The sequence below is a fragment of the Bradyrhizobium sp. Arg237L genome (assembly GCF_029990105.1).
Taxonomy (GTDB): domain Bacteria; phylum Pseudomonadota; class Alphaproteobacteria; order Rhizobiales; family Xanthobacteraceae; genus Bradyrhizobium.
The window spans coordinates 172,114-197,582 of sequence record NZ_JAQMIL010000004.1 but is presented as its reverse complement, the minus strand read 5'-3'; the positions used below and the strand labels follow the sequence as shown (position 1 = coordinate 197,582).

The following is a 25,469-nucleotide window of genomic DNA, read 5'->3' as shown; positions in this document are numbered from 1 at the left end:
CGTGCCTCGCCGCAAGCGCGGAGGCGCCGACCGCCGCGGCTCTGTTGTGCGGCGCGAACGATCGCTGGCTGGACGGACGGCCGCCATGGAAGCTCGCCCGCGCAAACGAACGGCCTATCCGCGGGGCAAAATGAGGTCTCGCGGCGAACGCTCGGCCGCCACCGAACTGTCTTCCGCCGATGTGGGAGCCGCCACCACGAAAGCCTCCCCCATGGAAGCCGCCGCCGCGAAAGCCACCGCCACCGTGAAAGCCACCGCCGCCACCATGGCCACCACCCCCACCATGGCCACCGCCGCCTCTGGCGTATGCCGCGACCGACAGGACCATCGCGCAAGCCAGCACGGCAGCGCATGCGGTGAACTTCGAGCTGAGCTTCAACATGGAAGTCCTCATGGCCCCTCCCACGCAACCACGGTCACCTCGCCTGCTCCCAACCGGAACCCGTTATTTCAATCCAACAAAATGACCGTTTCGGGTCAAAGTGCGACCTGGAGGGAGGGCAGCTATTGGCCCCAGGGCGAACTCGCTCAGTGGCTCGCTGAGGTCCGCTATCGCGGGGTGAAACGGACTCATCTGCCACGATCTTCGACCGGCGCTTTTGACCCAAATGCGAAATCAATTCCATGGTGCCACTCGAAGGTGAGTCACATCATCTTCCCCATTTTTCACAATCGGTTTGGCAATGTGGTGCAACCTTGGCGGCTGGAGCTGCCGCTTTCGGTGACCTCTACGCGCAGGCCGAGCGGGTGCTGGCGCGCGAAGCCCGGCGGCAACGCGACTCGCTCAGGCCTGCCCGGCTCGGTTACAGACCTTTCGCAGTCTCTCAAGGCCGCCGAAACGCCACTGCAGCGGAGTTTTTCATCTCGGTTAGATACTGACGGGCAGCCTTGCTTATTGCGCGAATGGCTTGCCAGGCCTCGGTGTTTTTCAGCCATGCCTTGGCCTCGCGGAATTTTGTGTACGCCCAAGCAAAGGCAGGAATTGTCATCAGCTTGTCCCGGGTAAGACTGAGCAGGCGCTCGACCAGGACGAGCTTTAGAAGCTCGCCGACGTCGCCGGTCGTCTTGATTTCGTGACCGCCGAAGCGTGAGAGGGTGCGCCGTATCGCGGTGTGATGAGTGTCAAGGAGATCGCACCAGCGATGGTCGCCGAGCGCGGCGGCTTTCTCGGTCGAGCCGACGAGGTCGGTGAAGAGCACCGTGGCAAGCACGCGGTCGACCACGGCGGGCGCACGCGAGCCAGTCAGAAACTCCTCGATCGCATCGGCGATGTCGCCGGCATTGTCGCCGACGAAGGGGAGGTGGTCGACCCCTGAAACTCGAGATAGCGGGAGCCGGGAATATGCGTGGCGAGAAACCGGCCGCCCTCGACGCTGATGTTCCTGTCGTCCGTCCGGTGGATGACGAGGGTCGGGACCCGGATCGTCGAGACGATGTCGCTGATGTCATCAGATGGTTCATGCGCGCGTACGCGGCGGCGCCAGCAGGGCTCATGGATACTCGCTCGTTCTTGCTCCACCAGCGTTTGAACGCCGAGTCGTTCACGCGGGAGGGCGCAAACCTTGCCACGCTGCCGCCGCTGCCCCAGTTGCGTTCGATATAGTCGAGAGATTGCCCCAGCGTCGACAGAACAAATGTCGATGCCGGATAGGCATTGCAGAGCACCAGCGCGCGGCAGCGACTGGGATAGGTCGCGGCGAACAGCGCAGACATCGTGCCGCCTTCAGAAAGGCCCAGAAGCGCCGCCTGTTCCCTGCCGGTGGCGTCCGTGACCGCACGCAGGTCGTCCATGCCCTGGTCTAGGCCGGGGAAGTCAGCGACCCGATCCGACAGGCCCGTGCCGCGCTTGTCGAATATCACCACCCGGGCGTAGCGCGCCAAGCGGAGCAGCCAACGACTCACCTCCGGTTCGTCCCACCAATGCTCGACGTTGGTAAAGCCCGGCGGAGCGAAGACGACATTGAGCGGACCCTCGCCGAACACTTGATAGGCGATGTGAACGTCGCCGCTCTTGGCGTACTGGGTGTCTAGCTGCATCGACGAGCCCACCCTTGCCGGGACTTTCCAGCCGGCCCGGAATTATAGCAACAGCTTTGATTGTCGGGAACGGCTCAATGTCCCCTGTTGGCGGGCGCCGTGATAAGGCGGCGCTTTCCAGTGGGTGCAAGTCCCACCCGGCAAACGCTCCAGCCGGAAGCAACCGGAGCAGCTAGGAGGTGACGAAGTGGCTGAAGCCTTCGGATAGCGTGTCACGATATACGGTGCCCGCGCGAGTGTGCAGGCCGTAACGCGAGTGAACGCCGAGCAAGCCTCGAAAAGGACGATGCACAGGCCGACCTGACGGCCATATCAGGGAAGGCTGACACGACTGGGACGGCGTGAGCGAAGCAATACCTCCAGTCGCTGTGCCGGGGTAGTGGCGACGGCATGTACACAAGGAAAGCGTACGCAACACGGGAGGCCCCAAGGCGTGGTCAGGGATGATCAACCGGACGCCCGCGAGGGACAGGCCGGGCGCCTTGGGGTGGCGGAGAGGTTTGTAGTACCGCTGAAGCCGGGTAAATACCTCGCGCGTCACGGCGTGCCGCAGACGCCCGACGACCTCGCAAGCCACAATTGCCTGGAATACACCTACTTCGAGAATACGATCAATCACGCCGGCGCCTCGACGCTCCTCGTGAAATCCCGCTGTTTCCGTCCTCTCCAATTCTCTTCAGCGCGACGAAGGCCTCTCCCGGCAAGCGTATGGCAGTGATCGGATGCCCATTGATTGAGGAGCTGCCGGTCACGCGGCGACCACGTCACCAGTACCCAGCCGGAGCCGCCACCGAGCGCCTTGCCCATGGCAACGAACTCGGCACGCCAGCGTTCATAGGAACCGAAATCGCGTGTGAGCACTTCAGTCAGGCTTGTTGCGGGCTCGCTCTCATCGCCGAGACCGTCAAAGAACACCTCGTGCAGGATCATCGAATTGGTCGCGATGAGCTGCTCACGCTTCAATCCGTTGAGCAGGAAGCCTGGTGCGGTCGCGTAGTCGAGTTCGGCGAGCTTCTCATCGATCAGGTTGAGGCGCTTTACCGCGCCGCCATAGTTGTTCTCGTAGTGGCTGATGATCATCCGCTCCGACATGCCGCGCACGCGGCTCGGATCGCAGGAAAGGGGTTTCATGGTGTAGGTCATGGCAGCCTCCTGACGCATGCACCGGCAACTAACCGGGCGCTGGGAACGCCGGCGGCCAAAGGCACAGTCAGATCAGAAAGCTTGCGGGACGGGACCCGAATAACGGCAGACATGATGCGCCCTTGGTGAAAACGGGACGCGATTCTTGAGCATGTCGCCTCGTGGGGAGATCGCTTCCCCAGCGCTCTGAGTAAACCGATCGCAACTATTCTGTCAATCGCTTCTCAGATGACCAGCAGGGCTCCGGAGATCAGCAACAAAGCGAGGATGATCCTTCGGAACATTGCTTCGTCAATATGCTCAAACGGCCTCAGGCCAAGCCATGTTCCTGCCATCACACATGGCAAGCCCATTACGAACAGTTTAGCGGTCTCGGCCGTGATGGTTCCCTTCGCGCCGAGCCAGAACGCGCTCATGAGAAAGACGGCAACCGCGACCGGCTGGAAGATCGTTCGCTGAACTTCCTTCGACCAACCGCGCAGATTGCACCAGACCGTCACAACGATGCCCGCGAGACCAGTGAGCCCTCCAAGCACGCCATTGAGGAACCCGACCGCGGCGTCGGCCGCATTTCTTCCTTCGGAGATTGGCCCAAGCTTTGGACGGATGAACCCGTAAACACAGTGGGCGACGAGGAAAACTCCGACTGCAGTTCGGATGCTCCGGGGATCGGACCAAGTCAATAGCGCGACACCGGCCGGCACGCCGACGGCAGCGCCGGTCACGAACGGCAGGAGCTTGCGCCAATCGAGCGCGCCGCGCAGTTTCCAGACCGAATAGCTGTCCCTGTCGGAAACCTAATCCGGCTGGTAGGTGAGGCCGAATCGCGCAATGCTTCTGTCTCATGAGAGAAGCTTACAGCCTGGTCTGGTCCGTGCTGGTCTTATTCTTCCGGTCGCGGGTCTCGTTGGAAGCTGAGATCCTGATCCTTCGTCATCAACTTAACATCCAGCGACGGCATGTGCCGAAGAGAGTGGCCTTCAGTGCCATAGATCGCCTGATTTTTGTTGGGCTGTCTCGTTTGGTGCCAAATAGCATCAAGGCGCTGACGATTGTGAAGCCGGATACCGTCATCCGTGGCACCGTGCCGGTTTCAGAGCGTATTGGCGCTGGAAATCGCGGCACCGCGGCGGCCGACCAGCTGTACCGTTGGAAATTCGCCGGCTGATCCGCGAGATGAGCATCGCCAACCGCTGTAGGGAGCGCCGAGAATCCATGGTGAGCTTCTCAAGCTCGGCATCGAGGTCGGCCAGACCAGCGTCGCCAAGTATATGGCGCGGAGGAGGGGGCCTCCCTCGCAGGGATGGAAGACGTTCCTTCGCAACCATGCGGATGGCATGGGCGCAATGGACCTCTTAGTCGTGCCGACAATTTCGTTCCGACTGCTCTATAGTTTGCTGATCATACGCCATGGCCAGCGGCAGATCCTGTGGTGCGGCGTGACCGCCCACCCGACGGCCGAATGGCTTGCCAATCAACTGACGGAGGCGTGTGGCTGGGAGCAAATCCCTCGTTACCTGATCAGGGACCGCGATGGTGCCTACGCCGAGATATTCACACGCCGGGTTAGATCCATCGGTATCCGAGATCGCCCGACGTCTCCTCGTTCACCCTGGCAAAACGCCCATGCAGAGCGGTTGATCGGTTCAATCCGGAGGGAATGCATGGATCATGTCGTAGTCTTTGGCGAACGCCATCTGCGCCATGTCCTGCTGTCGTACACAGATTACTACAACGCCACGCGCACTCATTTGTCATTGAACAAGGATGCCCCGGTTCCTCGCGCCGTTGAGTGGGCCGGCAATATCGTCTGCCGCCCCATCCTGGGCGGACTGCACCATCAATATGGCCGGATGTGATTTACGGTAGGCACATGCTTGCACCGACAACATCGCCCGCGCGCGAGCTGCTCGCCGTTGCAAAACCTGAGGGCCACCCCACCGCCGCCGCTGTCGATCCCAAAAAGCCCGCTTGTCCATGCTGTGGCGGTCGCATGATCATCATTGAAGTGTTCGCGCGCGGAGCAACGCCACGGCATCGGCTGACAGCTCCAACGAACCGCATCAGGATCGACACCTCATGACCGCGTCACAGTCCTGCAAATCTGCTTTTCGCGCTCGCTGGCTCTCGACCGGCCAAGGCAGAGCGCGCCAAGATATCCACCACCCGCCACAAATCGTCCGACAATTTGTAGAGCTCGACGCCGTCCGCCGCTCATTTCTCAGCCGCTTCACCGTCGCACAAGCCGCTGCATCGGCGCGACCCAAATCAGCCGGTTCGCCTGCGGCACTCAAATCCCCGTAGCGCCTGCGGCACCGCCTTACGTTCCTTGAGCGCGGTTTCCTCCCTTGGAGGCTTTCGGACGCCGGCCGCCGAATACGCGGCGCTGTCCCCAAGCGACCGGCATCCGAAACCCTTCACAAAAGCGGACATATTGTCTGCGCCCTCGCCTTCTTCGACTTTTGGAAAGTGAGCATGAACGGCGAACCCTGCGCAAATGGCTACGGACGAGTTTCAGTCCGCGGCCATTTCGCTGTGTTATTGGCTCAGAGCCCGTTTTTCCTCTGCTGTGAGATCTTTGGTATCCGCCGGCTTGATCGGCCCATATCCAACCACCCTGATCGGTGCAGACTCATTGTAGGTCTGCTTGTCGTCGCGCTCCCGCTTCTTTGACGGCTGCTCGCCATCATCGCTCCCACCGCCATAACCCAGAAACTCGACGATGATCACCGATGGCTGGGCGTTGGCGCTGCCCTGGGTCGGCGCCGCCGTCTGCTGGGTCGCCGCGGTCGCGTTCTGTGTCGAAAGCGCGGCGCTGATGCTCGGCGCCTGCACGGTCGGGATGCCCGACGACGCGCCCTGCACCGTGATGTTGGCTGCGTTAAGGATCTGCAGCGCCGCCAGGTTGACATTGCCCGAGACGCGGATGCCCGCTTCGCCGGCGTCGATGGTGCCGAGCGGCGCGATCAGGTCGATATCGCCGGGCGGCACGCTCGGGATCGGATTGAGCGTAGCGATGCCCGCGCCGGTCGATGGCACCTGCGGCGCGAGCGTGACATTCCCGTAAATGTCGTAGGTCCGCTTTGGCGGCGTGTAGACGATCGTGGTCTTCGAGCCGCGGCCGGCATTGATGTCGCCGGTGGCCGACCACACCAGGATGTCGCCGCCGAAGGTTGTCATCACGCGCGATAGGCCGAGCAGCATACTGCCCTGCGCATAGACCTGGATGTTACCCGCGCCCTGCGTGATCAGACCGGCATCGGCGCCTGGCGCGAGGCCTTCGGTACCGACCGTGACCTGCCCGCCCGGCGCCAGGAACTGGATGTCACCGCCGAAATCGGTATGCACCGAGCCGCTGAGCACATTGGTTTTGTTCGTATCGCCGGCGCTGAACATGGTGATGTCGCCGGAATAGTCCTTCGCCGGGAACAATGCCGCGATGGCATCGCGACCACGCAGATAGCTTCCTTCGCGTGGACCGCCCTTCTCGTTGTATTCACGGCCACCAGCGGTGAGTTCGGCGTAATAGACCTGGCGCAGGAACACGCGCTGCTGTGCGCCCGACAGGGTGCCGAACCGCGCCAATGCGCCAGCCTCGTCGCCGGCATAACGATAGTTCTGCTGCAGCCACGCCATCAGCATGCCGTCATAGGTGAATGTCAGGCCGTCCTTCGTGTTGCGATCGAGGTAGTAAGCGAGCGCATTGCCCTGATCGCCGTTATAGCCCTGGCTCCTGAGCCAAGTGACCAGCAGCAGATTGGACGGATAGGTCGAGCGCTGCTCCGCCGTCAGTTGCGTGTTGAAATAATCGACCGCACCCGCCTCGTCGCCGCCATAGCCAAATTTGGTTTTCAGCCAGCTCGCAAGCTCGTGACGCGAAGCCAGCGCATCGGCGGTCTGCACCGCCTTGCCCGGCTGGTCCGCGAGCGGGCCCGCGCCGGCGCGATTGGCCGGATCGAGATAGAGTTTGGCGAAGCCGGCCCAATCGACCTGCCCAACCCCGATCTCGCCTGCACCGACACCGGCCTGCAGCACGACGCTGGCGCCTGACCGCGTATCGCCGGAGATCTTCGCGCCGATGCTCTCGATGCTTGCGCGAGAGCCCTGATAGATATTCTTCCCGGCGGTGATCTCCAGTGTGCCCGGACCTGCGATCTGCAGGCCGGCCGGGAATTTGACCGTGGGACCGACAGTGTAGCCCACATTCGTTCCGGCATAGATCACACTGCCGCCCGCCGCGATGGTCGAGACGTCGGTCGGGTCATTGTGCAGGATCAGCCCGCCGATATTGACGATGTCGCCGCTGGCGATGATATCGACCGGCTTGGCGGCACGGTAAAAGTCGGTGCCGACATAGCCTGCGCCGAGGAACTGAACATCGTGATAGACCTCGCCGTAGCGCAGGCCGGTGACGTCGCCATTCACTGCATAGATGAGCGACTTGACGCCATCGCTGGCGGCACTGGCATCACTGATGGTGTCCGGCCCGAATGCGAACAACCGGCCGATGGCATTGGTGCCGGACGCAGTGGCGCCCTGATCGCGCAGTTGGTCTCGCTGCGCCCAAAGATTGGAATCCTGCACGACGTAGGTCTGGCCGACGAGGGATTGCAGCACCCAGGCGGGTCTGAACGGCGTCGCAATACTCGCGAGCGAGGTCGACAACGGCCGAATGAAAACGCCGTGGAATTCTCGATGACCGAACCTTGCGCCAGCAATTGCAACTCGCCATCCGGCGACGGCATCATCAGCGATGCGCCGGCATTGCCCGGCGTTAGGAAAATATTGCCGCTGTTCGCAGCGACCCGCATCACCGACGGCAGGATAGGAGTCGACTGATCGGGCGACAGCGGCACGGCGTCGCCGCCGGCGGCAATCAGATCGACCGTGGTGCGGCCGGTCCAGAGCGTGAACCAGGTCGTTCCCTGAACACCATCCGTTCCACCATCGGTTTGCTGACCGAGATTGACACGGCCGGGATCGTCGATGGCGCCCATCGCCAGATCGCCGCGGGCGCGCACCGTGATCGCGCCGTCACCCGGCGCAAAGGAGCCGCCGGCGACGGCGGCGATGCCGAAGTTCTTCAACTGGTCGAGCGGCCGCGGGTCGAGGCCGCTATTGTAGCCATAGTCCTTGCCGACGAGGCCGCCGAAGTCGCCGGCCGCGACCTGGGTGTCACCGCGCAGATTGACGAACTGGTTGCCGCCGGTGCCGACATTGCGGCCGGCCGCGACCGACAGCGTGCCGCCGCCGGTCTGGATCAGTCCGCCATCCGCCTTCACCCGGCCGCTGCCGCCGATCGCGACCACCACGCCCTGCCCGGCCTTGCCGATATCGCCGCCAGCCTTCAGCGTGACATTACCGCCGCCGAGCGTGCCCATGCCGGAGAAGGCATCGAGCCCGAGTTGCGGTCCTGTCCAATCGATATTGCCGACATAGCTGCCAAAATTGATGCCCCAGGCGGTGGCCTGATCGAGCCCTGCGCCGCCCTGGCGCCACAGCCAGTTTCCGATCGCGGCGGAGTCACTTCCCTTCCCGGTGGCGGCCGGCTTCAGGTTGCCGCCGATGTCGCCTTGCGCGGTCAGCAGGAAATCGCCGCCGTTTTCGGTGTAATACATCCGCGGCAGATAGTTGCCGGCCGCGTCTTTCAGCGTGTCCTCGTAGCCGGCATTCAGGGAATTATCGATGCTGCCGAGCACGGTGCCGTCCGATGCGAGCGCCCGGCCGGTGTTGTAGGCACTGTCGACGGCGATCGCCGTGCCAGCCGTGTAGACGCCATAGGGCGAATCCTGCCGGTAGCTGCCGCCGGCCAGGATTTCCAGATTGCCGGTGCCGGTGCGAACCACGCTGACGCCCGCGCTCGACGTTCCCGTCCCGGTCAGATTGATGGTGAACGGATCGCTGAGCACGACATTGCCTGTGCCGGTGGCGAGCTGGGTCACGGGTTGCAGCGCGCGGCTGTCGGCGCCGGTGAGATCGGCGCCGCCGACCAGCCGCATCGACCAGGATTGCGCGCCCGGCGTCTGCATGGCCGAGGTCGCCCAGACCTTGCGATCGCCGGGTCCGGTCAGCGTTATATCGGTGAGCGAGATATAGTACGGCAAGACGGTGCCGACCGGTAGCGTGATCGGCTGCATGATCGTGGTGGCGGCCAATAGCGTGAGGTCGGTATTGGCCGGCCATTGCGTCAATGCCGTGTAGACCCCTGTCTCTGTGCCTATGTCATGAATACCTGCGCCAAGCACGCTGCCCGCGGGAATGACCGTGCCGCCCGCGAGCGCGGTTCCGGCGGGATACAGCACATGCCCGTCGGCGGCTCGAATGTCGCCGCCGAGCAGCGTGAGATTCCACGGGATCGTGAAATTCGACCCAAGCGGGATGTCGATCGGGAGCGGATGGTTCTCAGTCGCATACCAGGAGAAGTAGAAAGTCCCCCCACTTGTGGAAGCGGCAGCGCGACGGGGAGCGTGAAGGCGGGAGCCGAGTCGTCGAAGGTCCCGCCAATCATCCAGCCCGCACCCAGCGTCACGCCGGCCGTCGTGACCGTATAGTCCGCGCCCAGCGTGCCCGAGAACAACGTGGTCAATGCATCGGGCGAAACCGGCGGCGGGGTGAAGCCGTCATTGATGCTGCCCTTGACCGTGAGCGTGCCGCCGGCGCGGAAGTTGATGACACCGACTTCGCCGAGGCCGGTGTGGTTGAGGGTATCGGCCCCCGGTCCGTAGCGATAGTTCGAGAAGTCGAGATCGCCCTTGGTGGTGAGATTGCCGTTGAGCGTGGCGCTCGCGATGGTGACGCCGGGACGCAGGTGATAGGCGCTGGCATATGCCTTCAACCCTGCGAGACGGTTCTGCAGGTCCGCATTGGCGAGCGCGCCATCGTAGAATGCGATCGAATCCTGGTTGATCAGATCGAGCCAGGCCTGATCGATGATCTGTCCATTGGCGTCGTCGGGATCGGCCGGCGCATTGGTGTAAGTGGCGAAGCCGTTGACGACGATGCTGGCGGCACCGCGGATGTTCAGCGGGCCGGCTGCGGAGATCGCGATATCGTCGCCGGTGGCATTGGCCGGCGCATCCGGGCCGGTCGCGCTGCTGCCGGTGCCGAGACGCGGCGCATTGATCTCGAGCTTGCCGCGCGCGATGCCATCCGCCGACCGCATGTCGATGGTCGCGCCCGCGTTCAAATAGACCCAGCCTTGCGACGAGGTCAGATCGACATGTGCGGTGTTGTTGGCCTCGATCGGCGCGCCATAGCTATCGGTCTGCAGCACGGTGCTATGCGTATCGAGAACAGCCGTCGAAGCCAGCGTAAGATCGTCACGCGCGGCGAGCCGGATGCTGCCCGGCTTTGCGCCCGACGCGTCGATCGTGCCGTTCACGGTGAGGCTGCCATTATCGACCGAGATCGACACCGTATGCGCCCTCACCCCGTCGCCAACCGTGAGGTCGCCCTGCTTGAGCACGAAGGCGCGGCTGGCGAAGAAACCGGTCTGATTCAGCATCGCATTCAGCGCGGCGAAATCGCCGAGGCTCGCGGCGCGCGGGCCGATCGTGCCGCTCTGCGCCTCATCGACGGCGCTGCCGCGCAGCGTGCCGTTCAGTGCGATCTGGCCGCCATCGGCCACCGCGGCGATCGAGCCGGCCTGGTTATAGGTCGCCGAGACATCGATCAGCGATCCGGCCGTCTGCGTGATGCTGCCATTGGCGCTCTGCATCACCAGGTCGCCGCCCCAGCCATATTTGTTGACGTCGTAGAAGGCGATGGTGCGGCCGGCGAGATCGACCCGCGCATTGGCGCCGAGCACGATATCGTTGGTGGCCGTCAGCGTCAGCTTGCCGCTTGGCAGCGCGAAGGCCGTATCGACGAACACGCTGTCGCTCTTGAACGACAAGGTGCCGCCCTGATCGGCAACAACTGACGTATCGGTCGGTGTGACACCGGCCGGCGTGGTGACGCGGACGGCGCCGCCGGCGGTGTAGTCGATGGTGGCGCCGGCTTCGGCGGTGAGCAGCGGCGCGGTCAGCGTGAGATTGCCGCCGATCAGCTTGCCGGACGAGTCTTTGCTCTGGCCGATCGACAGCGTGCCGTCGCTGTAGCCAGTGATGCGGCCGGCCGCGGTGAGCGCGACATTGGCGAAGCCGACCGCGATCCGGTCCAGCGTGACGCCGTCGGTCGGGCGGCTGTCCTTGTCATAGCCGAAGGTGATGTCCTGCGCCTGCAGGACGAGATTGCCTGCGCCGGTCCCGGCGCCATTGGGCCTGATGGCCGCCGGCGGCTGCACACCATAATGCGGCGTGCCGCTGCCAGAATTATCGAAATAGCCGGTGCGGATGCCGTTCCAGACCAGGCGGTCCGCGACGATGGTGGCAGTGTCCGCCGATGTGCCGAGGCCGTAGATGGCGGGCGTGTTGAGCACGAATTCGACGCCGCTCGCCGACTGGCTGCGCGCATCGAGCGTCACGCTGCCGAACAGATTGATCGAGCCGCCGACGGTCAATGTAAGCCGCTCCAGCGCTGGCACGCCGGCGGTCGATGACGGCCGCAGCAGCCGGTCGAGCGAGGTCTGGCTGAGCGTCCAGCCGGTCGGCAGCACGCCCGCGGCCTGCGCGGCAGCCAGCGCCGCCGCATCGCTGGCATTGATGGTGTCCTGCGTCACGGTGAGATAGCGGGCGCCGAAATTGACGTCGCCCATGTTCAGCGAGCCCGGCGCGCCGAGCACGATGCTGCCTTCGGTCAGCAGCGACGCGCCGCTGGCGATGGTCATGTTTCCGGTGCCGGTCGCCGGAAGGAAATTGAGCCAGCCATTGGCGACCGCGAGGAAGCTGGAGCCCTGGAAGATATAGCCGAGGCTGGAATTGAGCCCGGCCTTGCTCTGGCCGCGGGTGTCGATCACGGCCCCGCTCGCGACGCTGATCGAAGCGCCGATCAGGAATACCTGCCCCGCATGCAGCTCCGCTGCCATCCAGAACATTAATCGCCGAGTCGACCCCGACAATCCGGGGGCTCAGCGTGACACTTCCGCCGGCAACCGTGCCCACGGTCGTGCCCGGCTCGTAATAAACGAACCCGCCTCCGACGAACAGGGACGCCGCGTGGAACGCGTTGAGGTCGCCGGCGGAGACGGTGGCATGGCCGATGATCGGCGCGGCCCCCGGCGCGGTGATGTCGATGATGCCGTTCTGCGCAGACGACGTGATCATCAGGCTGCCGGCGACGCCGTCATTGACCGGATCGAAATTCGCCGTGCCGGCGAAGGTCAGCGCCGGCGCGCCGGTGGAGGCGCCGATGCTGAATTGCAGGATCCCGCCATCGTCCGGCAGTCGGGGCCGGACATTGCCGAACAGCGCCGCCTGGCTGCGCGCGAAATCGGCATAACTGGTCTCGTTATATTGCGAATAGCTACGCACCGTCTGGCCGGGCGTGAGCAGCAATTGCGTCGGCAGCGCATCGCGGATGCCAGTGTTGGCGACGCCCATGATGCCCGATGCGACATAGCTGCCGTTCGGCATCGCGTTGGGCGCGATGCTGCGCGTCCCCTGTGCGCCGAGTTCGACGCGGAACGCGCCGGGCAGCAGCGCATAGCGTATAGGTGCCGGCCGGCAGACCCGGCACACCGGCCGGGATGGTGATCTGGCGGCCGATAACCGGATCACCGGCGCCGTTGGTCGCAACCAGGGGCGCATAGGCCGAGGCATAGCCCGGCAGGATCGCATAAACCTGATCGGTCTTGGCGCTGATATTCGCATAGGCCGGATTGGCATTGACCAGCGCCGTCTTCAGCACGTCCACCGAGCCGCCGCGGCCGGAGACGAAACCGGCGCCGGTCAGCGTGCCGCCGCCGGACACATCCAGCAGCGAACCGGGTTCGGCGACGACGGAGGTGCCCGCCACGGAGACGCCGGTGACGATGTTGATCGGGACCAGCATGGCAGCGAGATCGTGCAGCGTGCCGTCGGCGCCCTGGTAGCTGATGCCGTCCGAGGTGCCGCCGAACGGCATGATCAGGCCATTGGCGCTTGCCGACGTGATGCTGCCGGCGCGGAAGGTGACCGCGCTGGTGGTCAGAGTCATTGCGTCAATGCCGTTGAAGCCTATAGTGCCGAGCGGAGCGCGCAGCACACCGCCCTGACCGATCACCGGCGCACTCAGGACAAGGTTGCCGAACACCGACGCAGGCGTTTGCGGCAAGTTAGCGCTGCTGCGGCGAATCGTGATCGCCCAGGGCGTCGTGGTATCGAAGGAATCCGCCGACGGGGATGTCCCACGCCCGCTGAACGGTGAGACCAGCCCGGCAAAGACCTGCACAGCGGCACCGCTCATCGGATAGATTTGCGCGGCGGTCAAAGTGAGATCGCCGCCGGTCTTGATCCACCCGCCGGGTGCTTTTTGACTATCCGACCAGAGCTTCCCGTTGCCGAGCCGGATATCGCCGCGGCTTGTCAGACTGACCTGCGCGAAGCCAGCATAATCGACGATGTTGTCGTTCGGCTCCTGGCTATGGTCAGAAACGTTTGGACCCCAGCTCAACCAGCCGCTGCCCTGATCGCCATAGGCGCCGAAGCGGACACCGCCGGTGATGTCGAGCAGATCGGCGGCGACCGAGAAACTGCTGACGCTGGGCTTATTGCTCGAAAGAACGGCGTGGAGACTCGCCCTGTAGTACCCGTCGCCCGCATCGCTCTCGGTGAAGCCGTCGATCTTCACATAAGGCGCGGCGAGCGCGACCGCGATGTTCGGTGTCGCGTCGGCGACCACGAGGAGGCCGCCCGACAGCGTCAGGCTGCGCGGCAGAGACAAACTGAGGTCGCCCTTGAACACGAACATGTCGGCGGTCTTGAGCGACAGTGATCCGAAGCCACCTTGCGTGATCTGGTCGACGCTGATCGCGGCATTGCCGATCATGAGGCCCGCATCGGCCTGCCCCGCCTGCGCGCCACTGCCGAGACCGCTCGCCTCGCGCTGCTGGGTAATGGCGATATTGCGCAACTTGCGCAGCGCCTCCGGCACGGGACCGATGATGTCCGACTGCGGCCCCGCCACCACATTCGGCGCATAGATGCGGCTGACGAGGTTCATGCTCAGCGTGCCGCCCGAGGCACCTGCGCCGCCGGCCGCAGCGCGCAAGGTGCCGTCGATATAGATGCCGTTATTGGAGTTCAGCGCGATCGTGCCGCCATCGCTTGCGACCAGCACGGGCGTTGCCGTATTGCCGTCGATGATGTCGATCGTGGCTGAAGCGCCCGATGCATCGAGCACCGCGCCCGGCCTGATGATCACGAACGCATCGCTGGCCGCGCCATCGGCGCCGCCGAGTGCGATGGTGCCGCCATCGGTGACGGTGCCGGAACTACGACCGCTTGTGTCGGTCACGGTGGATGCGTAGCCTGACACGTCCAGCACCGCAGTGTCCCCGATCCAGATCGAGCGCGTCAGCGAGAATACGCCATTGCCGCCGAGTTGGCGCGACTTGCCCGGAAAGAGTTGTGCGCTGGCCATCAGGATGCGGCCGCCCTGCGCGGTGATACGGCCGTCGATCGTGGTCTGGCCGTAGGCATAGATGTTCACAGCGTGGCCGGGATCGACGGATATCGACGCGCCCTGCCCGAGCGTGAAGTCGCCTTTCGTTGCAGCGAGGGTAATATCGGCCCCGGCGCGGCGCGTGATGTTCTGCCCGACTGCATCGGCAGTGGTAACGGGTGGCAGCCAGACCTCGGCGTTCTGCGCATCGACCATGCGATAGACCGGCACGACCGGCGCGATCTGCGTGCCCTCACCGATCGCGATGCCGCCGATGCCGGTGATGTCGTATGCGCTGAAGCCCGAGGCGAACAGCGCGGGATCGAGTTGCAGATCGCCCGCCGCCGCGCCGCCGCCGATCACGATCTTCTGCGACGCATTGAGCGTCAGCGTGCCGCCGCCGGTGAAGCCGTAGCCGGAGATGCTGCCGTCGAGGATCAGCTTGGCATCGCGCGGCGTGGTATAGAACCCCGCATCGGCTAGATTGTCGAAGTCGTTGGTGATCAGGCTGACATCGCCGCCGCGGCCGCCGGTGAGTTTGCCGGTGATGCTGCGCGCTACGCCCGACGACACGTCGATAAGGCCTCCCTCCGCCAACGTGATGCCGCCGGTGGTCGCGACTGATAGTGTGCCGCCGTTAATGACGGCCAGCTTGCCATTGCCGCCATGCGCGGTGAGATCGCGCGCAATGGTGACATTGGGCGTCTTGAAACTGACGACACCACCGTCGGCGAGCGCAAGCGGCGCGCTCACGGTGATGGATCTTGTACTGGTGATATCGAGTCCGCCGAGCCCGGCCTTGTTGATCGCATCGGCATCGAACCACGCCGTGTTCTTGCGTTCGGTGAAGCCTGCGGTTTCGGGATTTCTGCCGGTGGTGACGTCCTCGATCTTGCCGAACACCACGTCGCTGTCGGCGCCGCTGGCCAGCCCGCGCCCATCATATTGACCGAGCGCCAGCGTGCCGTTCTGCGCCACCGTGGTCTGGGTCTGCTTGTAGCCGTCGGTCGCCGTGGCGGCGCGCTTGGTGCTCTGGCGCTCGCCATTGATGGTGTCGGCCAGGATGGTCCCTTCGAACACCGAGGTCGGCGTCGATAAAATCAGGCGGCCGGCATCGCGGCCGACGCTATAGGCTTCCTCCCAGCGCAGCGAGGTGCGGCCGCGGTTGAACACCGAGGTCCAGATCTCGGTCAGGCGCTTATCGACCTGGCCCTGGATATTATGCGTGCGCGAGAAGCCCCCGGCGAAATTGACGAAATCGAGATCCGCCGGCGCATTGTCCACGCTGTAGCGGCGGCCGTCGCTGCCGATCAGATTGGTGGAACGAATCCAGCCGGCGGCATAATCCAGCGAACCGCCGGAGATGTCGAAGGTGGCCCCCTTCTGCGCGATGACTTCCGGCGCATTGAGCGTGATGCTGCCGCCGACCGCCGTCCATTCCCCGATCGTATGAGCGGTGGTGCCCAGATAGCCGCCGACTTCGAGCAGACCGCCGGCGGTGTAATAGCGGTCGCTAGCGTAACCACCGGTACCGGCCGGAACCAGCGTGAGGTCGCGGGCGTCGATCCAGACGTCGTTGTTCTTCAGCACGTCGGAATCGCGGTTCTGCGGCGAATCCCTGAGTTCGTTGCCCTGCACATTGACCTCGACGTTGTTCGACGCCATCGCCAGCGCGACATTGCGGACGCCGGAGGCATCCAGCGTGGCGCCATCCTCGGCGGCGATGCGCTTCGTCGCCGAGACCGCGATCTGGCCGCCTTGCGCCGCCGTGTAAGAACCGCCCTTGAAGGTCACGGTGCCACCCGAGACGATCTCGATACGCGACTGGTCCTGGCGGTCGGCCAGCAAGGACAGATTGTCGAAGACGCCGATCGCGCTACCGGCGCGCGCCAGATTGGCCACGGTGGAGGCGGCAATCAGCGCGTCGCGCTGGCTGTCGAGCGCAGTCTCGGTGCTGTCCAATTCCGGCAGGACAACGGTGATACCGCTGCCGCTGAGGGTGATGCTGCCGGCCGTATCGGACGCCGAATTGAGCAGATGGATGGTGCCGCGGGTGTTGACCGTGGTGGTGGCGATCAGCGCGCCGTCCTGCGCAATGCTGCGGCCGGCCAGCGTGATGTCGCCCTGCTGGGACACGACGAGGCCGCTGTTGCCGACGCGGCCATTCGTGCTGCCCGCGGCGATCACCGGCGCGATCTCAATGCCGCGGGTGGTGGAGACAGTGTTGACGTCGGTAGAGAAGCCGCGGCGCAGCACGAAGTCGTCGCCGGCGGCGAGGATGGTTTGGCCCTTGGGCGTCGCGATCGAACCGGCATTGCCGACCTCGGAGCCGAGCAGCAGCACATAGCCGCCGCCCGAGGTGACCGATGCCGGCGCAAGGGTATTGATGGAAGCGCCGGCCTCGACCACGACCTTGCCGCCCGCTGCGGTGAAACTCGGCAGATAGATCGCGCCGCTTTGCGCGCTATAGATGCCGTTGTTGCGGAACTGAGCGTCGGTGATACCCGCCGTGGAGGCGATCAGCGCGCCGACGTTGATTTGCGAATTGCCGCCGAAGATGATGCCGCTCTGGTTGATGACATAGACCTGTCCGTCGGCCTTGATATTGCCGAGGATCTGGCTCGGCGCCGTGGCGCCATTGACGCGGTTGAGCGCGACCCAGTTGCGATTGCCCTGCTGGTCGTACGTCAGCGTCGTCCGCGCACCGACGTTGAACGAGGTCCAGTTCAGGATCGCTTGTGCCTGCGTCTGCCGGATGCCGACCTGGGTCTGACCCGAACCATCAACGCTCTGCGTCGGCGTCCCCGCCCCACTCCAGCCCACCGGCACGTTCGGCACCAGACCGCCCGCGCCCAACCCATCGGGCACCGCGATCGGTGCCGTCAGCGAGGTCTGCCGCGCGGCAGCCGCGGCCCGCGCCGCGGCCTGCACCGCCTGCATGTCCTGCATCGCCTTCGCCGCCCGCGCCAGCGAGCTCTGCGTCTGCCGTGCCGCCACCACCGCCTGCTGCGCCGCCTGCGTCGCCGCATCCGAGGCGATATTCGGTGCCGCCAGCGCGCCGCCGCCGCTGCCATTCAGCGGACGGGCGCGAACATCAGCCGATCCCAGCAGGACGCTGACGACACTGACGCTGGCCAGCATCAACCGGCGCGGCACTGGCGTACCGGCGGCACCAAGCAAAATCGACACCATCCGCGGCTCGCGCATCGATCGGGATTGCATGCTGCGGTGAGTTTTGCGGGCGGGCATCTCGGGTCCTTTCGCGGAAACAAATATCGGTTTCGTTGAGAAGACGGATGCCGGATGCAGTTTCCACCGAAACGACGACTTTTTTTTCGTGCGTTCCGTATCGCAGGATGCTTCTGATGGTCAGCCGACTAGCACGACACCACCAGGGAGCGTGCGGACGCGCAAATCCATCGCCTTGGATATAAAATCGATGACGTCATCGATCCGGTCGAGCCGGAAGTTGGCCACCACCTGGCGCCGCGCAAGCGCCGCGTCAAGCAATACGACGCGGCCGGCGCGATAACGATTGACCTCGTCGATGACATCAGCCAAAGGCGCACGCCGGAACACCAACAAGCCGCGCTGCCAGGCGGTAACGAGTTCCGGATCAGCCGCTGCGACATCGCCGTTGCTGTTCGCGTCGTATTTGACCTGTTGCCCGGAAGCGAGCGTGAATGCCTTGTCGTGACACATGACGTCGACGTGGCCTTCGATACAATTGACACGAACATCCGAGCCGGTCTTGCGGATGACGAACGACGCGCTGCCCGTCATCACGCGTCCGGAACCTGCCAGCACGGTGATGTAAGCCGCCTGCCCGGGCCGGTTGGCGATGGCTGCCTCGCCTGCCAGCAATTCCAGTTGCACGTCGCCGTCGCGTGGCGATCGGACGTCGAGACTGGTCCGTGTATTGAGCTCGACCGCTACCTTGTCGTGAAGATCGACCTGGCGCCGCTCACCGATACCGGTGCGATAATCGGCCGCCAATTCCATCGCCGACGGCCACAGATCGAGCGGCGGCCTGACTACCGCCACGCCGGCTGCCGATGCAGCCAAAGCGGCGCCGCCGATCAGGAAACCGCGCCGACTCGGCCGGAAATTCGGTCGCATCACCGTCGCGCCTACAGGTGTGGTAGCGGAAGCCCGCTCGGCCTGATGCGCGGCATCGCGCAACACAGTCCATAGCAGCGACGCCTCGGCAAATTCGGCGGCATGGGCTGGACTGATGGCGCGCCAATGCTCGAATGCCACCACGTCCCCTGCAGTCGCCTGGCCGCTATGGAGCAAACGCAGCCATCCGAGCGCCTCGGCACGCAGCGATGGATCCGACGCGCCACGAATTAGCGCCGGCGGTTTTGGATCGGAGTGGGTGGCTTCCAGGTCTTTCATCATGTCGAAGACGGTTCTCGAGCGCCGGTTCCGCCCCCGACATTACGATTTTTGTTCAGGACATCGCCGAGATAGTCCAGAGCAAGGCTCAATTCGCGATCGACGACCCGCACGGTGACGCCATGGCGGGTGGCGATCTCCTTGTAGGGCAACTCCTCCAGCCGCGCCGCGATGAAAATCGCGCGGCGGCGCGGCGGCAGTTCGTTGATCGCGGCCGAGAGGGACTGCACTTCCATCCGCGCTTCGGCGATCCTGCCGGGATCGAGATCGTCTTGGGCCCGTCGATGCAATGCGTCGAGTTCAGCGACGGTGACCTGCGCACGTTCGGTGCGACCGCGATCCGCAGCCAGATTGATGGCGACGCGATAAAGATAAGCACGGGGATTGCGCACGACCATCGCCGAGCCCCCGGCCTGCGCACGGTCGAGCTTAAGCCACGCTTCGTGCAGCAGTTCGCTGGCGAAATCGGCCGATCCGTAGCGCCGCGCCAATCGCTCCCGCAGGTTATGATAATCATCCACCAGGAGCCGGCGCAGCGCCGCGAAGAAGTTATCTGTCATCGGGAACAGCGGCAGCGCTCGGGCCGGCGCCGAGTTTGGCGCAATAATCTGCACTCGTGCCTTCTGAAGTCACCAGCAGCGTAATCGGCTGCGGCAGACCGGCGGGCGGCGCGCCGATGGCAAGGCCGCGGAACCGGGCCGTCAGTTGTGCGTCACGGTCCGCATCGCCCGAGGAGGTCAGCAATTCGGCTCCGTCCGACCGTGCCACCGATTCCGATCCACAACCGTGCCATGGTGCGATAAGCTCCCGGCATGGTGTCGGCCCGCCCGCACAGTGCTCTCCCTAATGCGGTCTGGATCGTCGCAGAATAAGATTCGAATCGATGCGCGGACGAAGAATGTGCCTCTTGCTGGGCAGTCGATGAAGCCGCAATTGCAGCAGGAACAATTGCAAATCCTTGGCCATCGACGGCACGAACAGTGAGCCCGCTGCCGGACAACATCTGACGGAGCGCCGCCTCGGGTGTGAATTTTCCCACAACCGCCTTTGATAGCCGGCCGTCCGCTATCGATGCGTCCAGCAACAACTGTTCTTTTGATATCCTGCCGAATGCCTCCAAGGCCCGATCGAGCGGAGCCACGGGGATGTTGAAATCCACAAACCCTTCGGCAGCATGAGCAGGAGACGCGAGCGAAATCGCCAGCATTGCGCTATTCAGTAGCAGGAAGACGCGCATCATGAGCCCGCAGTTACACGTACCACACCGCCGCCCTGCCATGGCGTCGTCGTCAAAGCACAACCTTTACAAATGGCGGGGTCCGACCATTTGCATTCGTGCGGCTATCCGGACCGTAGGTATCGGTGACGTGTGACAATGCCGTGACGGCTCAACTTCTGATCCTTCGAGGAAATTCGAAAGCCTCAGCAGAATTGACGCCAACGTCCGCTTTGCGCCAGGAGCTGCCGCTCCCGCACGCCTGGCCCGATCCTTTGGAGCCTCGTTGGCAAAAATCAGCCAGCTCTCAGAAACTCCGCCGTCTATTCGCGACCCGAAAGCCTCCGTTCGCGCGAACTATCGCCATCGAAGTGGTCCCGAATAGGTTCAAGTCGCGGGACGTGCAACCATCTCATTGCTTTTTCAGGCGGTAGCCTGACCACGCATTGCGTCCCGAACCCGGTTATTGCTGCGTATAACGTTGAAAAACCAATATTTTTAATTCCGTACGTTAGCGATTGTCCCCGTTCGTTTCTGGCGTAGCCGGGGTTATTCTGGGGTTGGCCCTCCTGAAGCTGGATCGAATTCAACCGACGATTTTTCCAGTTGGTTGCGGGGAGGCGCAACACCCGACCTCTGCGAAATGTCGCCCAAAGCGCTCGGCCGCTTGCGGCACCTGTTTGAGGATCCTCTTCTAGTTCGTTCCGCGGGGCAGCTCGTGCTGACGCCGAAGGCCGAGCGGTTAGCGCCGCAGCTTGCAGATGCTCTGCGTGACGTGCGCGGCCTGTTTCGCGAGCACGAATTCGATCCCGCGCAGGAACACCGCCTCATTCGCCTCGTGATATCCGATGCGAACTGCATCCGGCTGATGCCGCCGCTCATGGCCCGCCTCGCCAAGGAGGCGCCGGCGGCGCAGATCAAACTGGAAGGCTATGGCCCCAGCCTCGTTGCCCGCATGAAGAAGGGCGAGCTCGACTTCGTCCTGGCTCTTGCCACGAGTCCATTGCCGCCGGGAGTGGAAAGCTTCGTACTCGGACAGGACCGCATGGTTCTGGTGACGCGGCGCGCGTCATCCTCTTTTGGGCAAGCCGCTGAAGCTGGAAGATCTCGAGCGCTTTCCGCACGTTGCCATTTCGATCTTCGGAGACGGGCAGTCTGAGATGAACACGATGCTGGCCGCCCGGGGGCTTTCACGACACGTCGGACTGACGACGCCGTATTTCATGCTGGCGCTGGCGACGGTGGCTGAAACCGATCACGTAGCAACAGTGTCGGAAGCGCTCGCGCGCCGTTTTGCGCCCGAGTTCGACCTCGTGCTGACCCCGAGCCAACTCATTGCCGAGCCGATGACGTTAACTCTTGTCTGGGACCACGTCCGGTCGGGGGACCCCGCGCTTGGGTGGTTTCGCAACCTGTTGCGTGAAATCGCCAGGAGGGTCTATCAATCGACCTGATCTTCGACATACTGTCTGGAACCGACGTGTAGGCAAACACGGCTTCCGCATCTGCGGCTAACACTGGCAGCCATTCTCCTAAGGCTGGCTCGGCGGTTCATCTCACGTTTCGCAAATGTGAGCCGTTCACATTTCGCGATATGTTGCGCCAATATCGGGAGGCCGCAGAACAAAATAACCCGCGCGATTCATTGCGCTGGAGACGGATCGATTCGCTTTTGTCCCGACATGCGGTCAGGAGACGTCCGCTTTGCGCCGCCAGAAGAGCACTCGCTCATGGCTTTTGATCCTCCGCACCGATCGCCGCCAACGCGGCGCGGGCTACTTCGACGTCTTGTGCACCGGTGCCTGACCCCACGCCGACCGCACCGACACATTGGCCCGCTATAATGATTGGCAGTCCACCTTCGAGGTTGGTGAGCCGGCCCCCACCCGCAATGGCAAGCTTGATCTCGTTGGCCGGATCGAGTCGCGACGTCGGTTGACGATGTGAAGCCGCGGTGATGGCCTTGGACATCGAGGTCTCCCGTGACAGCAGTTTGGCGCCATCCATCCGAACAAATGCCAGAAGGTTGCCGCCGTCATCGACGATCGAAATGTTCTGCGCTGCGTTAAGCTCTTCCGCTTTGGCTATCGCGCCAGCCAACGCCTTGAGCGCGCCGTCATGTGTCAATTTGAGAGAGGGTTTGGTCGTCGCCATTTTCGATAGCTCCGGTATCATGCCTTGCGCGCAAGACGGACGCGCCGTCATTTCATTGTAATCGTAATGGGTCAGCTTATGCCGCCGCCTGAATCTCCTGCATCGTGCCAGGCTAGCCGTACGGCTCGGTGAAGCGTGCGGAGGCATACTCCCGACGAATGTCTCAATCATCCATCCGTTGGAAACGTGTCTCGCAAAGACGGACGCAACGACATGGTTTCGAACCAAACGGCCAACGCCGGCCGCGTTGCACGCCAGTCGAATGACGCGAAACGGAAATCCAGATAGCCAAGCGCGCAGGCAATGGTGAGGCTGCCGATGCTGATGCGTGCGCCGAATTCAGCGACCGTGTTTTCCATCTGATCGAGTGCTGCGGCGATCTTGGTCATCTGGCCGTCTATCCAGTCGGCCGATCGATGCTCATCACTTCTGCAGATGTTCTCGTAGCGGGTCAGCAGGGCGGCATCGAGGAGGCCGTCACCGAGGGCCTGTTCGGTGAGGACCTGCCAGCGTTGGGGCCCGCGCGGAAACAGCGAACCTTTTCCGAGATCATCGAGATACTCGCAGATCACGCGGCTGTCGAATAGCAGCGTTCCATCCGCCAGTTTTGCGGCCGGGACCTTGGCGAGCGGATTGAAAATGGCGATCCTCTCATCGCGCTTCAACGGATGCGCGGCGCTCGGCAGCCGCACGATGCGATCAGCAATGCCGAGTTCGATCGCGCAGGCCATGACCTTGCGGACATAGGGCGATGTCGGCGCATAAAACAGTTCGATGGCATCACTCATGAGCGTCTCCCGTCGGCAGCAGCAACACCTTGCCGATGTTCTCGTTGGCTTCGAGAATGCGATGGGCTTGTGCGGCGTCACTGAGTGGCAATTGCCGCCAGATCAGCGGCCTCACCACGCCAGACGCGACCAGCGGCAACACCTCGGCGCGGAGCACGGCGGCGATCGCCGTCTTCTCCTCATCCGACTTCGGTCGCAGCGTCGACGATGTCAGATACAATCCCTTCCGCATCACCAGCCCGAGATCAATCGGGACAACACCACCCTCCATGAAGGACAGGCTGACATGGCGTCCGCCCGGCGCCAGCACGTCGAGATTACGTGCAACGTAAGAACCGCCGACGATATCGAGCACGACATCGACGCCGCGCTCGCCGGCAGCATCGCGCGCTGCGGCAACGAAATCGTCGGTACGATAATTGATCGCGGTGGCGCCCAGCGCTTCGACTGCCTTCTTCTTGGCGTCGCTGCCGACCGTCGCGATGGCCGTGGCGCCGCGGGCGATGGCCATGCGTATCGCAACCGTGCCGATGCCGCTGGCGCCGCCATGCACCAGTACGGCCTCCCCCTTCGACAGCCGACCGCGCTCGAACAGATTGTGCCAGACGGTGAAGAGCGCCTCGGGCAGGGCTGCCGCCTCTTCCATCGTCAGGCCCTCGGGCACAGCGAGACAATGCGATGCCTTGGCAAGGCAATAGCGCGCATAGCCGCCGCCCTTGACCAGTGCCATAACCGCCTGACCGCGCAAGTCGGCGTCGCCATCGACCACGCGCCCTGCAACTTCGAGCCCGAGCACATCGGTGACACCTGCCGGCAGCGGGACGGCGCCGCTCCGCTGCATCAGATCGGGGCGATTGACGCCGGCCGCGGCGACCTCGATCAGGACTTCGCCGGGACCGGGCACGGGCGCGGGTCGCGCGACCTGCATCAGCACGTCGGGACCACCCGCCTGCGTTGCGATGATGGCCTGCATGGTGGGTGTCACTGTCGAAACTCCGTTGTTCATTCCCGCATCCAGTCTGCACTCGGCCGACCCAGCAGAACGGCCAGCCTGTCGATCATCGCGCTCGCAGCGGCGAGTTCATCAAAGCCGATCCATTCGTCGGCCTTGTGCCCGCGCGCCATATCGCCGGGTCCGCAAACCAGCGTCGGGATGCCCGCTTCCGCGTAGAGGCCAGCCTCGGTGCCGAATGCTACTGTCGTCGCGGGCTGCGTATCGCTTGCAAGTCGCGCAACCAGACGTGTCGCAGGCGCATCGGCACCGGTATCCAGGCCGGGATAGGCCGACAGTTCTTCGGAGATAATGTCGGCCTCTGGCGCGCTGTCACGAAGTCGATCACGCTCGCGCGCAACCAGTTCATCGATCCGTGCAAGGATTTCGCCGGCGTCACGGCCCGGCATGGTGCGGATCTCATATTCCAGCGTGGCGCGTTCGGGCACGAGATTGACCATGCTGCCGCCATGCAGCGATCCGACATGAATGGTGGTGAATGGCGGGTCGAAGGCCGCATCGCCGCCGCGTGCGACCTCCCGATCGGCGAAACCGCGCAACGCATGAGCGATCGCCACCGCGGAATCGACGGCATTGGTGGCGCGATGCGGCATCGCCGAGTGGCCAGTGCGCCCGATCACCGTCAAGCGACGCGCCACCTTGCCCTTGTGCGCGCGAACGACGCGCATCGTGGTCGGCTCTCCGACGATGGCGAGCGCCGGCGGCGCGACGGACTGCATCAGTGCACGCACCAGATCCGGCGCGCCACGGCATCCGATTTCCTCGTCATAGGAAAACGCCAAATGCACCGGAACAGCCTGAGCCGCCGCCTTGAGACGCGGCACGGCGGAGAGAACGACAGCCAGAAAGCCCTTCATGTCAGTCGCGCCGCGACCATAGACGCGCTGATCACGGATGACGCCGGCAAATGGCGGCACCGTCCAGGCCTGCCCCTCCACCGGCACGACGTCCGTATGTGCCGACAGAACGACACCGGCTCGGTCCGCCGGACCGATGGTCGCGAGCAGCGACGCCTTGCGTCCGTCAGGCGACGGCACGCGACACGCCGTCACGTCCGATGACGCAAGTATCTGTTCGATATACTCGATGATATCGAGATTGGAATTCGAGCTTATACTTTCAATGCTGATTAGCTCGCAAAGTATTTGAGCTATTTTTTCGATCATCTATACTTCCATTACTTTTACGAATACAGGAGCAT

At 63.7% G+C, this 25,469-nt stretch carries 20 protein-coding genes and 2 pseudogenes; 6 read left to right on the top strand and 16 right to left on the bottom strand.

Features of this window, described 5'->3' with window-relative positions:
• Both OZ411_RS04015 and OZ411_RS04010 read right to left on the bottom strand, forming a co-directional pair.
• Positions 1-382, bottom strand: a pseudogene (locus tag OZ411_RS04015) (hypothetical protein); the annotation flags it as partial.
• Between the two features lie 442 nt (positions 383-824).
• On the bottom strand, positions 825-1,223 hold the full coding sequence (locus OZ411_RS04010) for an adenylate/guanylate cyclase domain-containing protein (RefSeq protein ID WP_282526913.1): 399 nt from the start codon (positions 1,221-1,223) through the stop codon (positions 825-827).
• A 119-nt stretch (positions 1,224-1,342) separates the two neighbouring features.
• Here OZ411_RS04010 and OZ411_RS04005 point away from each other — a divergent pair, with 119 nt between their 5' ends.
• Complete coding sequence (locus tag OZ411_RS04005; protein WP_282526920.1) at positions 1,343-1,603, top strand: hypothetical protein; 261 nt, start codon at positions 1,343-1,345, stop codon at positions 1,601-1,603.
• Positions 1,604-1,695: 92 nt separating this feature from the next.
• Here OZ411_RS04005 and OZ411_RS04000 read toward each other — a convergent pair.
• The 3 genes and pseudogenes from OZ411_RS04000 to OZ411_RS03990 form a co-directional block, all read right to left on the bottom strand.
• Positions 1,696-2,037 (bottom strand): annotated as a pseudogene (locus tag OZ411_RS04000) (alpha/beta hydrolase); the annotation flags it as partial.
• Between the two features lie 615 nt (positions 2,038-2,652).
• Complete coding sequence (locus OZ411_RS03995; protein ID WP_282526912.1) at positions 2,653-3,180, bottom strand: Fe-Mn family superoxide dismutase; 528 nt, start codon at positions 3,178-3,180, stop codon at positions 2,653-2,655.
• Positions 3,181-3,404: 224 nt separating this feature from the next.
• On the bottom strand, positions 3,405-3,944 hold the full coding sequence (locus tag OZ411_RS03990; protein ID WP_282526919.1) for a sulfite exporter TauE/SafE family protein: 540 nt from the start codon (positions 3,942-3,944) through the stop codon (positions 3,405-3,407).
• A gap of 80 nt (positions 3,945-4,024) precedes the next feature.
• Here OZ411_RS03990 and OZ411_RS03985 point away from each other — a divergent pair, with 80 nt between their 5' ends.
• The gene (locus OZ411_RS03985; RefSeq protein WP_282526911.1) at positions 4,025-4,348 is read left to right on the top strand and encodes a hypothetical protein; all 324 of its coding nucleotides are present in this window, start codon (positions 4,025-4,027) and stop codon (positions 4,346-4,348) included.
• A 169-nt stretch (positions 4,349-4,517) separates the two neighbouring features.
• Positions 4,518-5,039 (top strand): integrase core domain-containing protein, encoded by a 522-nt coding sequence (locus OZ411_RS03980; protein ID WP_282526910.1) that lies wholly within the window; start codon positions 4,518-4,520, stop codon positions 5,037-5,039.
• Between the two features lie 679 nt (positions 5,040-5,718).
• Here OZ411_RS03980 and OZ411_RS03975 read toward each other — a convergent pair.
• From OZ411_RS03975 to OZ411_RS03965, 3 genes are all read right to left on the bottom strand, one after another.
• Positions 5,719-6,360 (bottom strand): filamentous haemagglutinin family protein, encoded by a 642-nt coding sequence (locus OZ411_RS03975; RefSeq protein WP_282526918.1) that lies wholly within the window; start codon positions 6,358-6,360, stop codon positions 5,719-5,721.
• A 1,241-nt stretch (positions 6,361-7,601) separates the two neighbouring features.
• Positions 7,602-9,482 carry a hypothetical protein gene (locus OZ411_RS03970; protein WP_282526909.1) on the bottom strand — a complete coding sequence of 627 codons (1,881 nt, stop codon included), beginning with the start codon at positions 9,480-9,482 and terminating at the stop codon, positions 7,602-7,604.
• Positions 9,398-12,145 carry a hypothetical protein gene (locus OZ411_RS03965; protein ID WP_282526908.1) on the bottom strand — a complete coding sequence of 916 codons (2,748 nt, stop codon included), beginning with the start codon at positions 12,143-12,145 and terminating at the stop codon, positions 9,398-9,400. The genes OZ411_RS03970 and OZ411_RS03965 overlap by 85 nt, the downstream gene beginning before the upstream one ends.
• 173 nt (positions 12,146-12,318) lie before the next feature.
• Here OZ411_RS03965 and OZ411_RS03960 point away from each other — a divergent pair, with 173 nt between their 5' ends.
• Entirely contained in the window at positions 12,319-12,558 is a 240-nt protein-coding gene (locus OZ411_RS03960; protein WP_282526907.1) for a hypothetical protein, read from the top strand.
• A 24-nt stretch (positions 12,559-12,582) separates the two neighbouring features.
• On the opposite strand, the gene OZ411_RS03955 is transcribed toward OZ411_RS03960, so the two are convergent.
• The 4 genes from OZ411_RS03955 to OZ411_RS03940 form a co-directional block, all read right to left on the bottom strand.
• The gene (locus OZ411_RS03955) at positions 12,583-17,892 is read right to left on the bottom strand and encodes a filamentous hemagglutinin N-terminal domain-containing protein (protein WP_282526906.1); all 5,310 of its coding nucleotides are present in this window, start codon (positions 17,890-17,892) and stop codon (positions 12,583-12,585) included.
• A gap of 177 nt (positions 17,893-18,069) precedes the next feature.
• Entirely contained in the window at positions 18,070-19,101 is a 1,032-nt protein-coding gene (locus tag OZ411_RS03950; RefSeq protein ID WP_282526905.1) for a FecR domain-containing protein, read from the bottom strand.
• Positions 19,098-19,712, bottom strand: coding sequence for an RNA polymerase sigma factor (locus OZ411_RS03945; protein ID WP_282526904.1), 615 nt, complete (start codon positions 19,710-19,712; stop codon positions 19,098-19,100). Before OZ411_RS03945 ends, OZ411_RS03950 begins: the two co-directional genes overlap by 4 nt.
• A 98-nt stretch (positions 19,713-19,810) precedes the next feature.
• Positions 19,811-20,338: an STN domain-containing protein gene (locus OZ411_RS03940; RefSeq protein ID WP_282526903.1), complete on the bottom strand. Its 528-nt coding sequence runs from the start codon at positions 20,336-20,338 to the stop codon at positions 19,811-19,813.
• Between the two features lie 694 nt (positions 20,339-21,032).
• Here OZ411_RS03940 and OZ411_RS03935 point away from each other — a divergent pair.
• Positions 21,033-21,473: a LysR substrate-binding domain-containing protein gene (locus tag OZ411_RS03935; protein WP_282526902.1), complete on the top strand. Its 441-nt coding sequence runs from the start codon at positions 21,033-21,035 to the stop codon at positions 21,471-21,473.
• Complete coding sequence (locus OZ411_RS03930; protein WP_282526901.1) at positions 21,394-21,768, top strand: LysR substrate-binding domain-containing protein; 375 nt, start codon at positions 21,394-21,396, stop codon at positions 21,766-21,768. Before OZ411_RS03935 ends, OZ411_RS03930 begins: the two co-directional genes overlap by 80 nt.
• 274 nt (positions 21,769-22,042) lie before the next feature.
• Here OZ411_RS03930 and OZ411_RS03925 read toward each other — a convergent pair whose 3' ends face one another.
• The 4 genes from OZ411_RS03925 to argE all read right to left on the bottom strand — a co-directional run bounded on the left by OZ411_RS03925 (position 22,043) and on the right by argE (position 25,434).
• A complete protein-coding gene (locus tag OZ411_RS03925) occupies positions 22,043-22,468 on the bottom strand; it encodes a heme-binding protein (protein ID WP_282526900.1) in 426 nt (141 codons plus the stop codon).
• 167 nt (positions 22,469-22,635) lie between these two features.
• Positions 22,636-23,256 carry a glutathione S-transferase family protein gene (locus OZ411_RS03920; protein WP_282526899.1) on the bottom strand — a complete coding sequence of 207 codons (621 nt, stop codon included), beginning with the start codon at positions 23,254-23,256 and terminating at the stop codon, positions 22,636-22,638.
• Complete coding sequence (locus OZ411_RS03915; RefSeq protein ID WP_282526898.1) at positions 23,249-24,262, bottom strand: NAD(P)H-quinone oxidoreductase; 1,014 nt, start codon at positions 24,260-24,262, stop codon at positions 23,249-23,251. Before OZ411_RS03915 ends, OZ411_RS03920 begins: the two co-directional genes overlap by 8 nt.
• Entirely contained in the window at positions 24,259-25,434 is a 1,176-nt protein-coding gene (argE, locus tag OZ411_RS03910; protein WP_282526897.1) for an acetylornithine deacetylase, read from the bottom strand. The genes OZ411_RS03915 and argE overlap by 4 nt, the downstream gene beginning before the upstream one ends.
• Positions 25,435-25,469 lie beyond the last annotated feature (35 nt).

Bases quoted from the DNA above. Each gene is read 5' to 3' on its own strand.
- OZ411_RS03920 (WP_282526899.1), bottom strand. From the start codon at position 23,256: ATGAGTGATGCCATCGAACTGTTTTATGCGCCGACATCGCCCTATGTC.
- OZ411_RS03980 (WP_282526910.1), top strand. From the start codon at position 4,518: ATGGGCGCAATGGACCTCTTAGTCGTGCCGACAATTTCGTTCCGACTG.
- OZ411_RS03965 (WP_282526908.1), bottom strand. From the start codon at position 12,145: ATGGCAGCGGAGCTGCATGCGGGGCAGGTATTCCTGATCGGCGCTTCG.
- OZ411_RS03985 (WP_282526911.1), top strand. From the start codon at position 4,025: ATGAGAGAAGCTTACAGCCTGGTCTGGTCCGTGCTGGTCTTATTCTTC.
- OZ411_RS03950 (WP_282526905.1), bottom strand. From the start codon at position 19,101: ATGATGAAAGACCTGGAAGCCACCCACTCCGATCCAAAACCGCCGGCG.
- OZ411_RS03940 (WP_282526903.1), bottom strand. From the start codon at position 20,338: ATGATGCGCGTCTTCCTGCTACTGAATAGCGCAATGCTGGCGATTTCG.
- OZ411_RS03975 (WP_282526918.1), bottom strand. From the start codon at position 6,360: ATGACAACCTTCGGCGGCGACATCCTGGTGTGGTCGGCCACCGGCGAC.
- OZ411_RS03955 (WP_282526906.1), bottom strand. From the start codon at position 17,892: ATGGTGTCGATTTTGCTTGGTGCCGCCGGTACGCCAGTGCCGCGCCGG.
- argE (WP_282526897.1), bottom strand. From the start codon at position 25,434: ATGATCGAAAAAATAGCTCAAATACTTTGCGAGCTAATCAGCATTGAA.
- OZ411_RS04005 (WP_282526920.1), top strand. From the start codon at position 1,343: ATGCGTGGCGAGAAACCGGCCGCCCTCGACGCTGATGTTCCTGTCGTC.
- OZ411_RS03925 (WP_282526900.1), bottom strand. From the start codon at position 22,468: ATGGCGACGACCAAACCCTCTCTCAAATTGACACATGACGGCGCGCTC.
- OZ411_RS03960 (WP_282526907.1), top strand. From the start codon at position 12,319: ATGATCGGCGCGGCCCCCGGCGCGGTGATGTCGATGATGCCGTTCTGC.
- OZ411_RS03915 (WP_282526898.1), bottom strand. From the start codon at position 24,262: ATGAACAACGGAGTTTCGACAGTGACACCCACCATGCAGGCCATCATC.
- OZ411_RS03995 (WP_282526912.1), bottom strand. From the start codon at position 3,180: ATGACCTACACCATGAAACCCCTTTCCTGCGATCCGAGCCGCGTGCGC.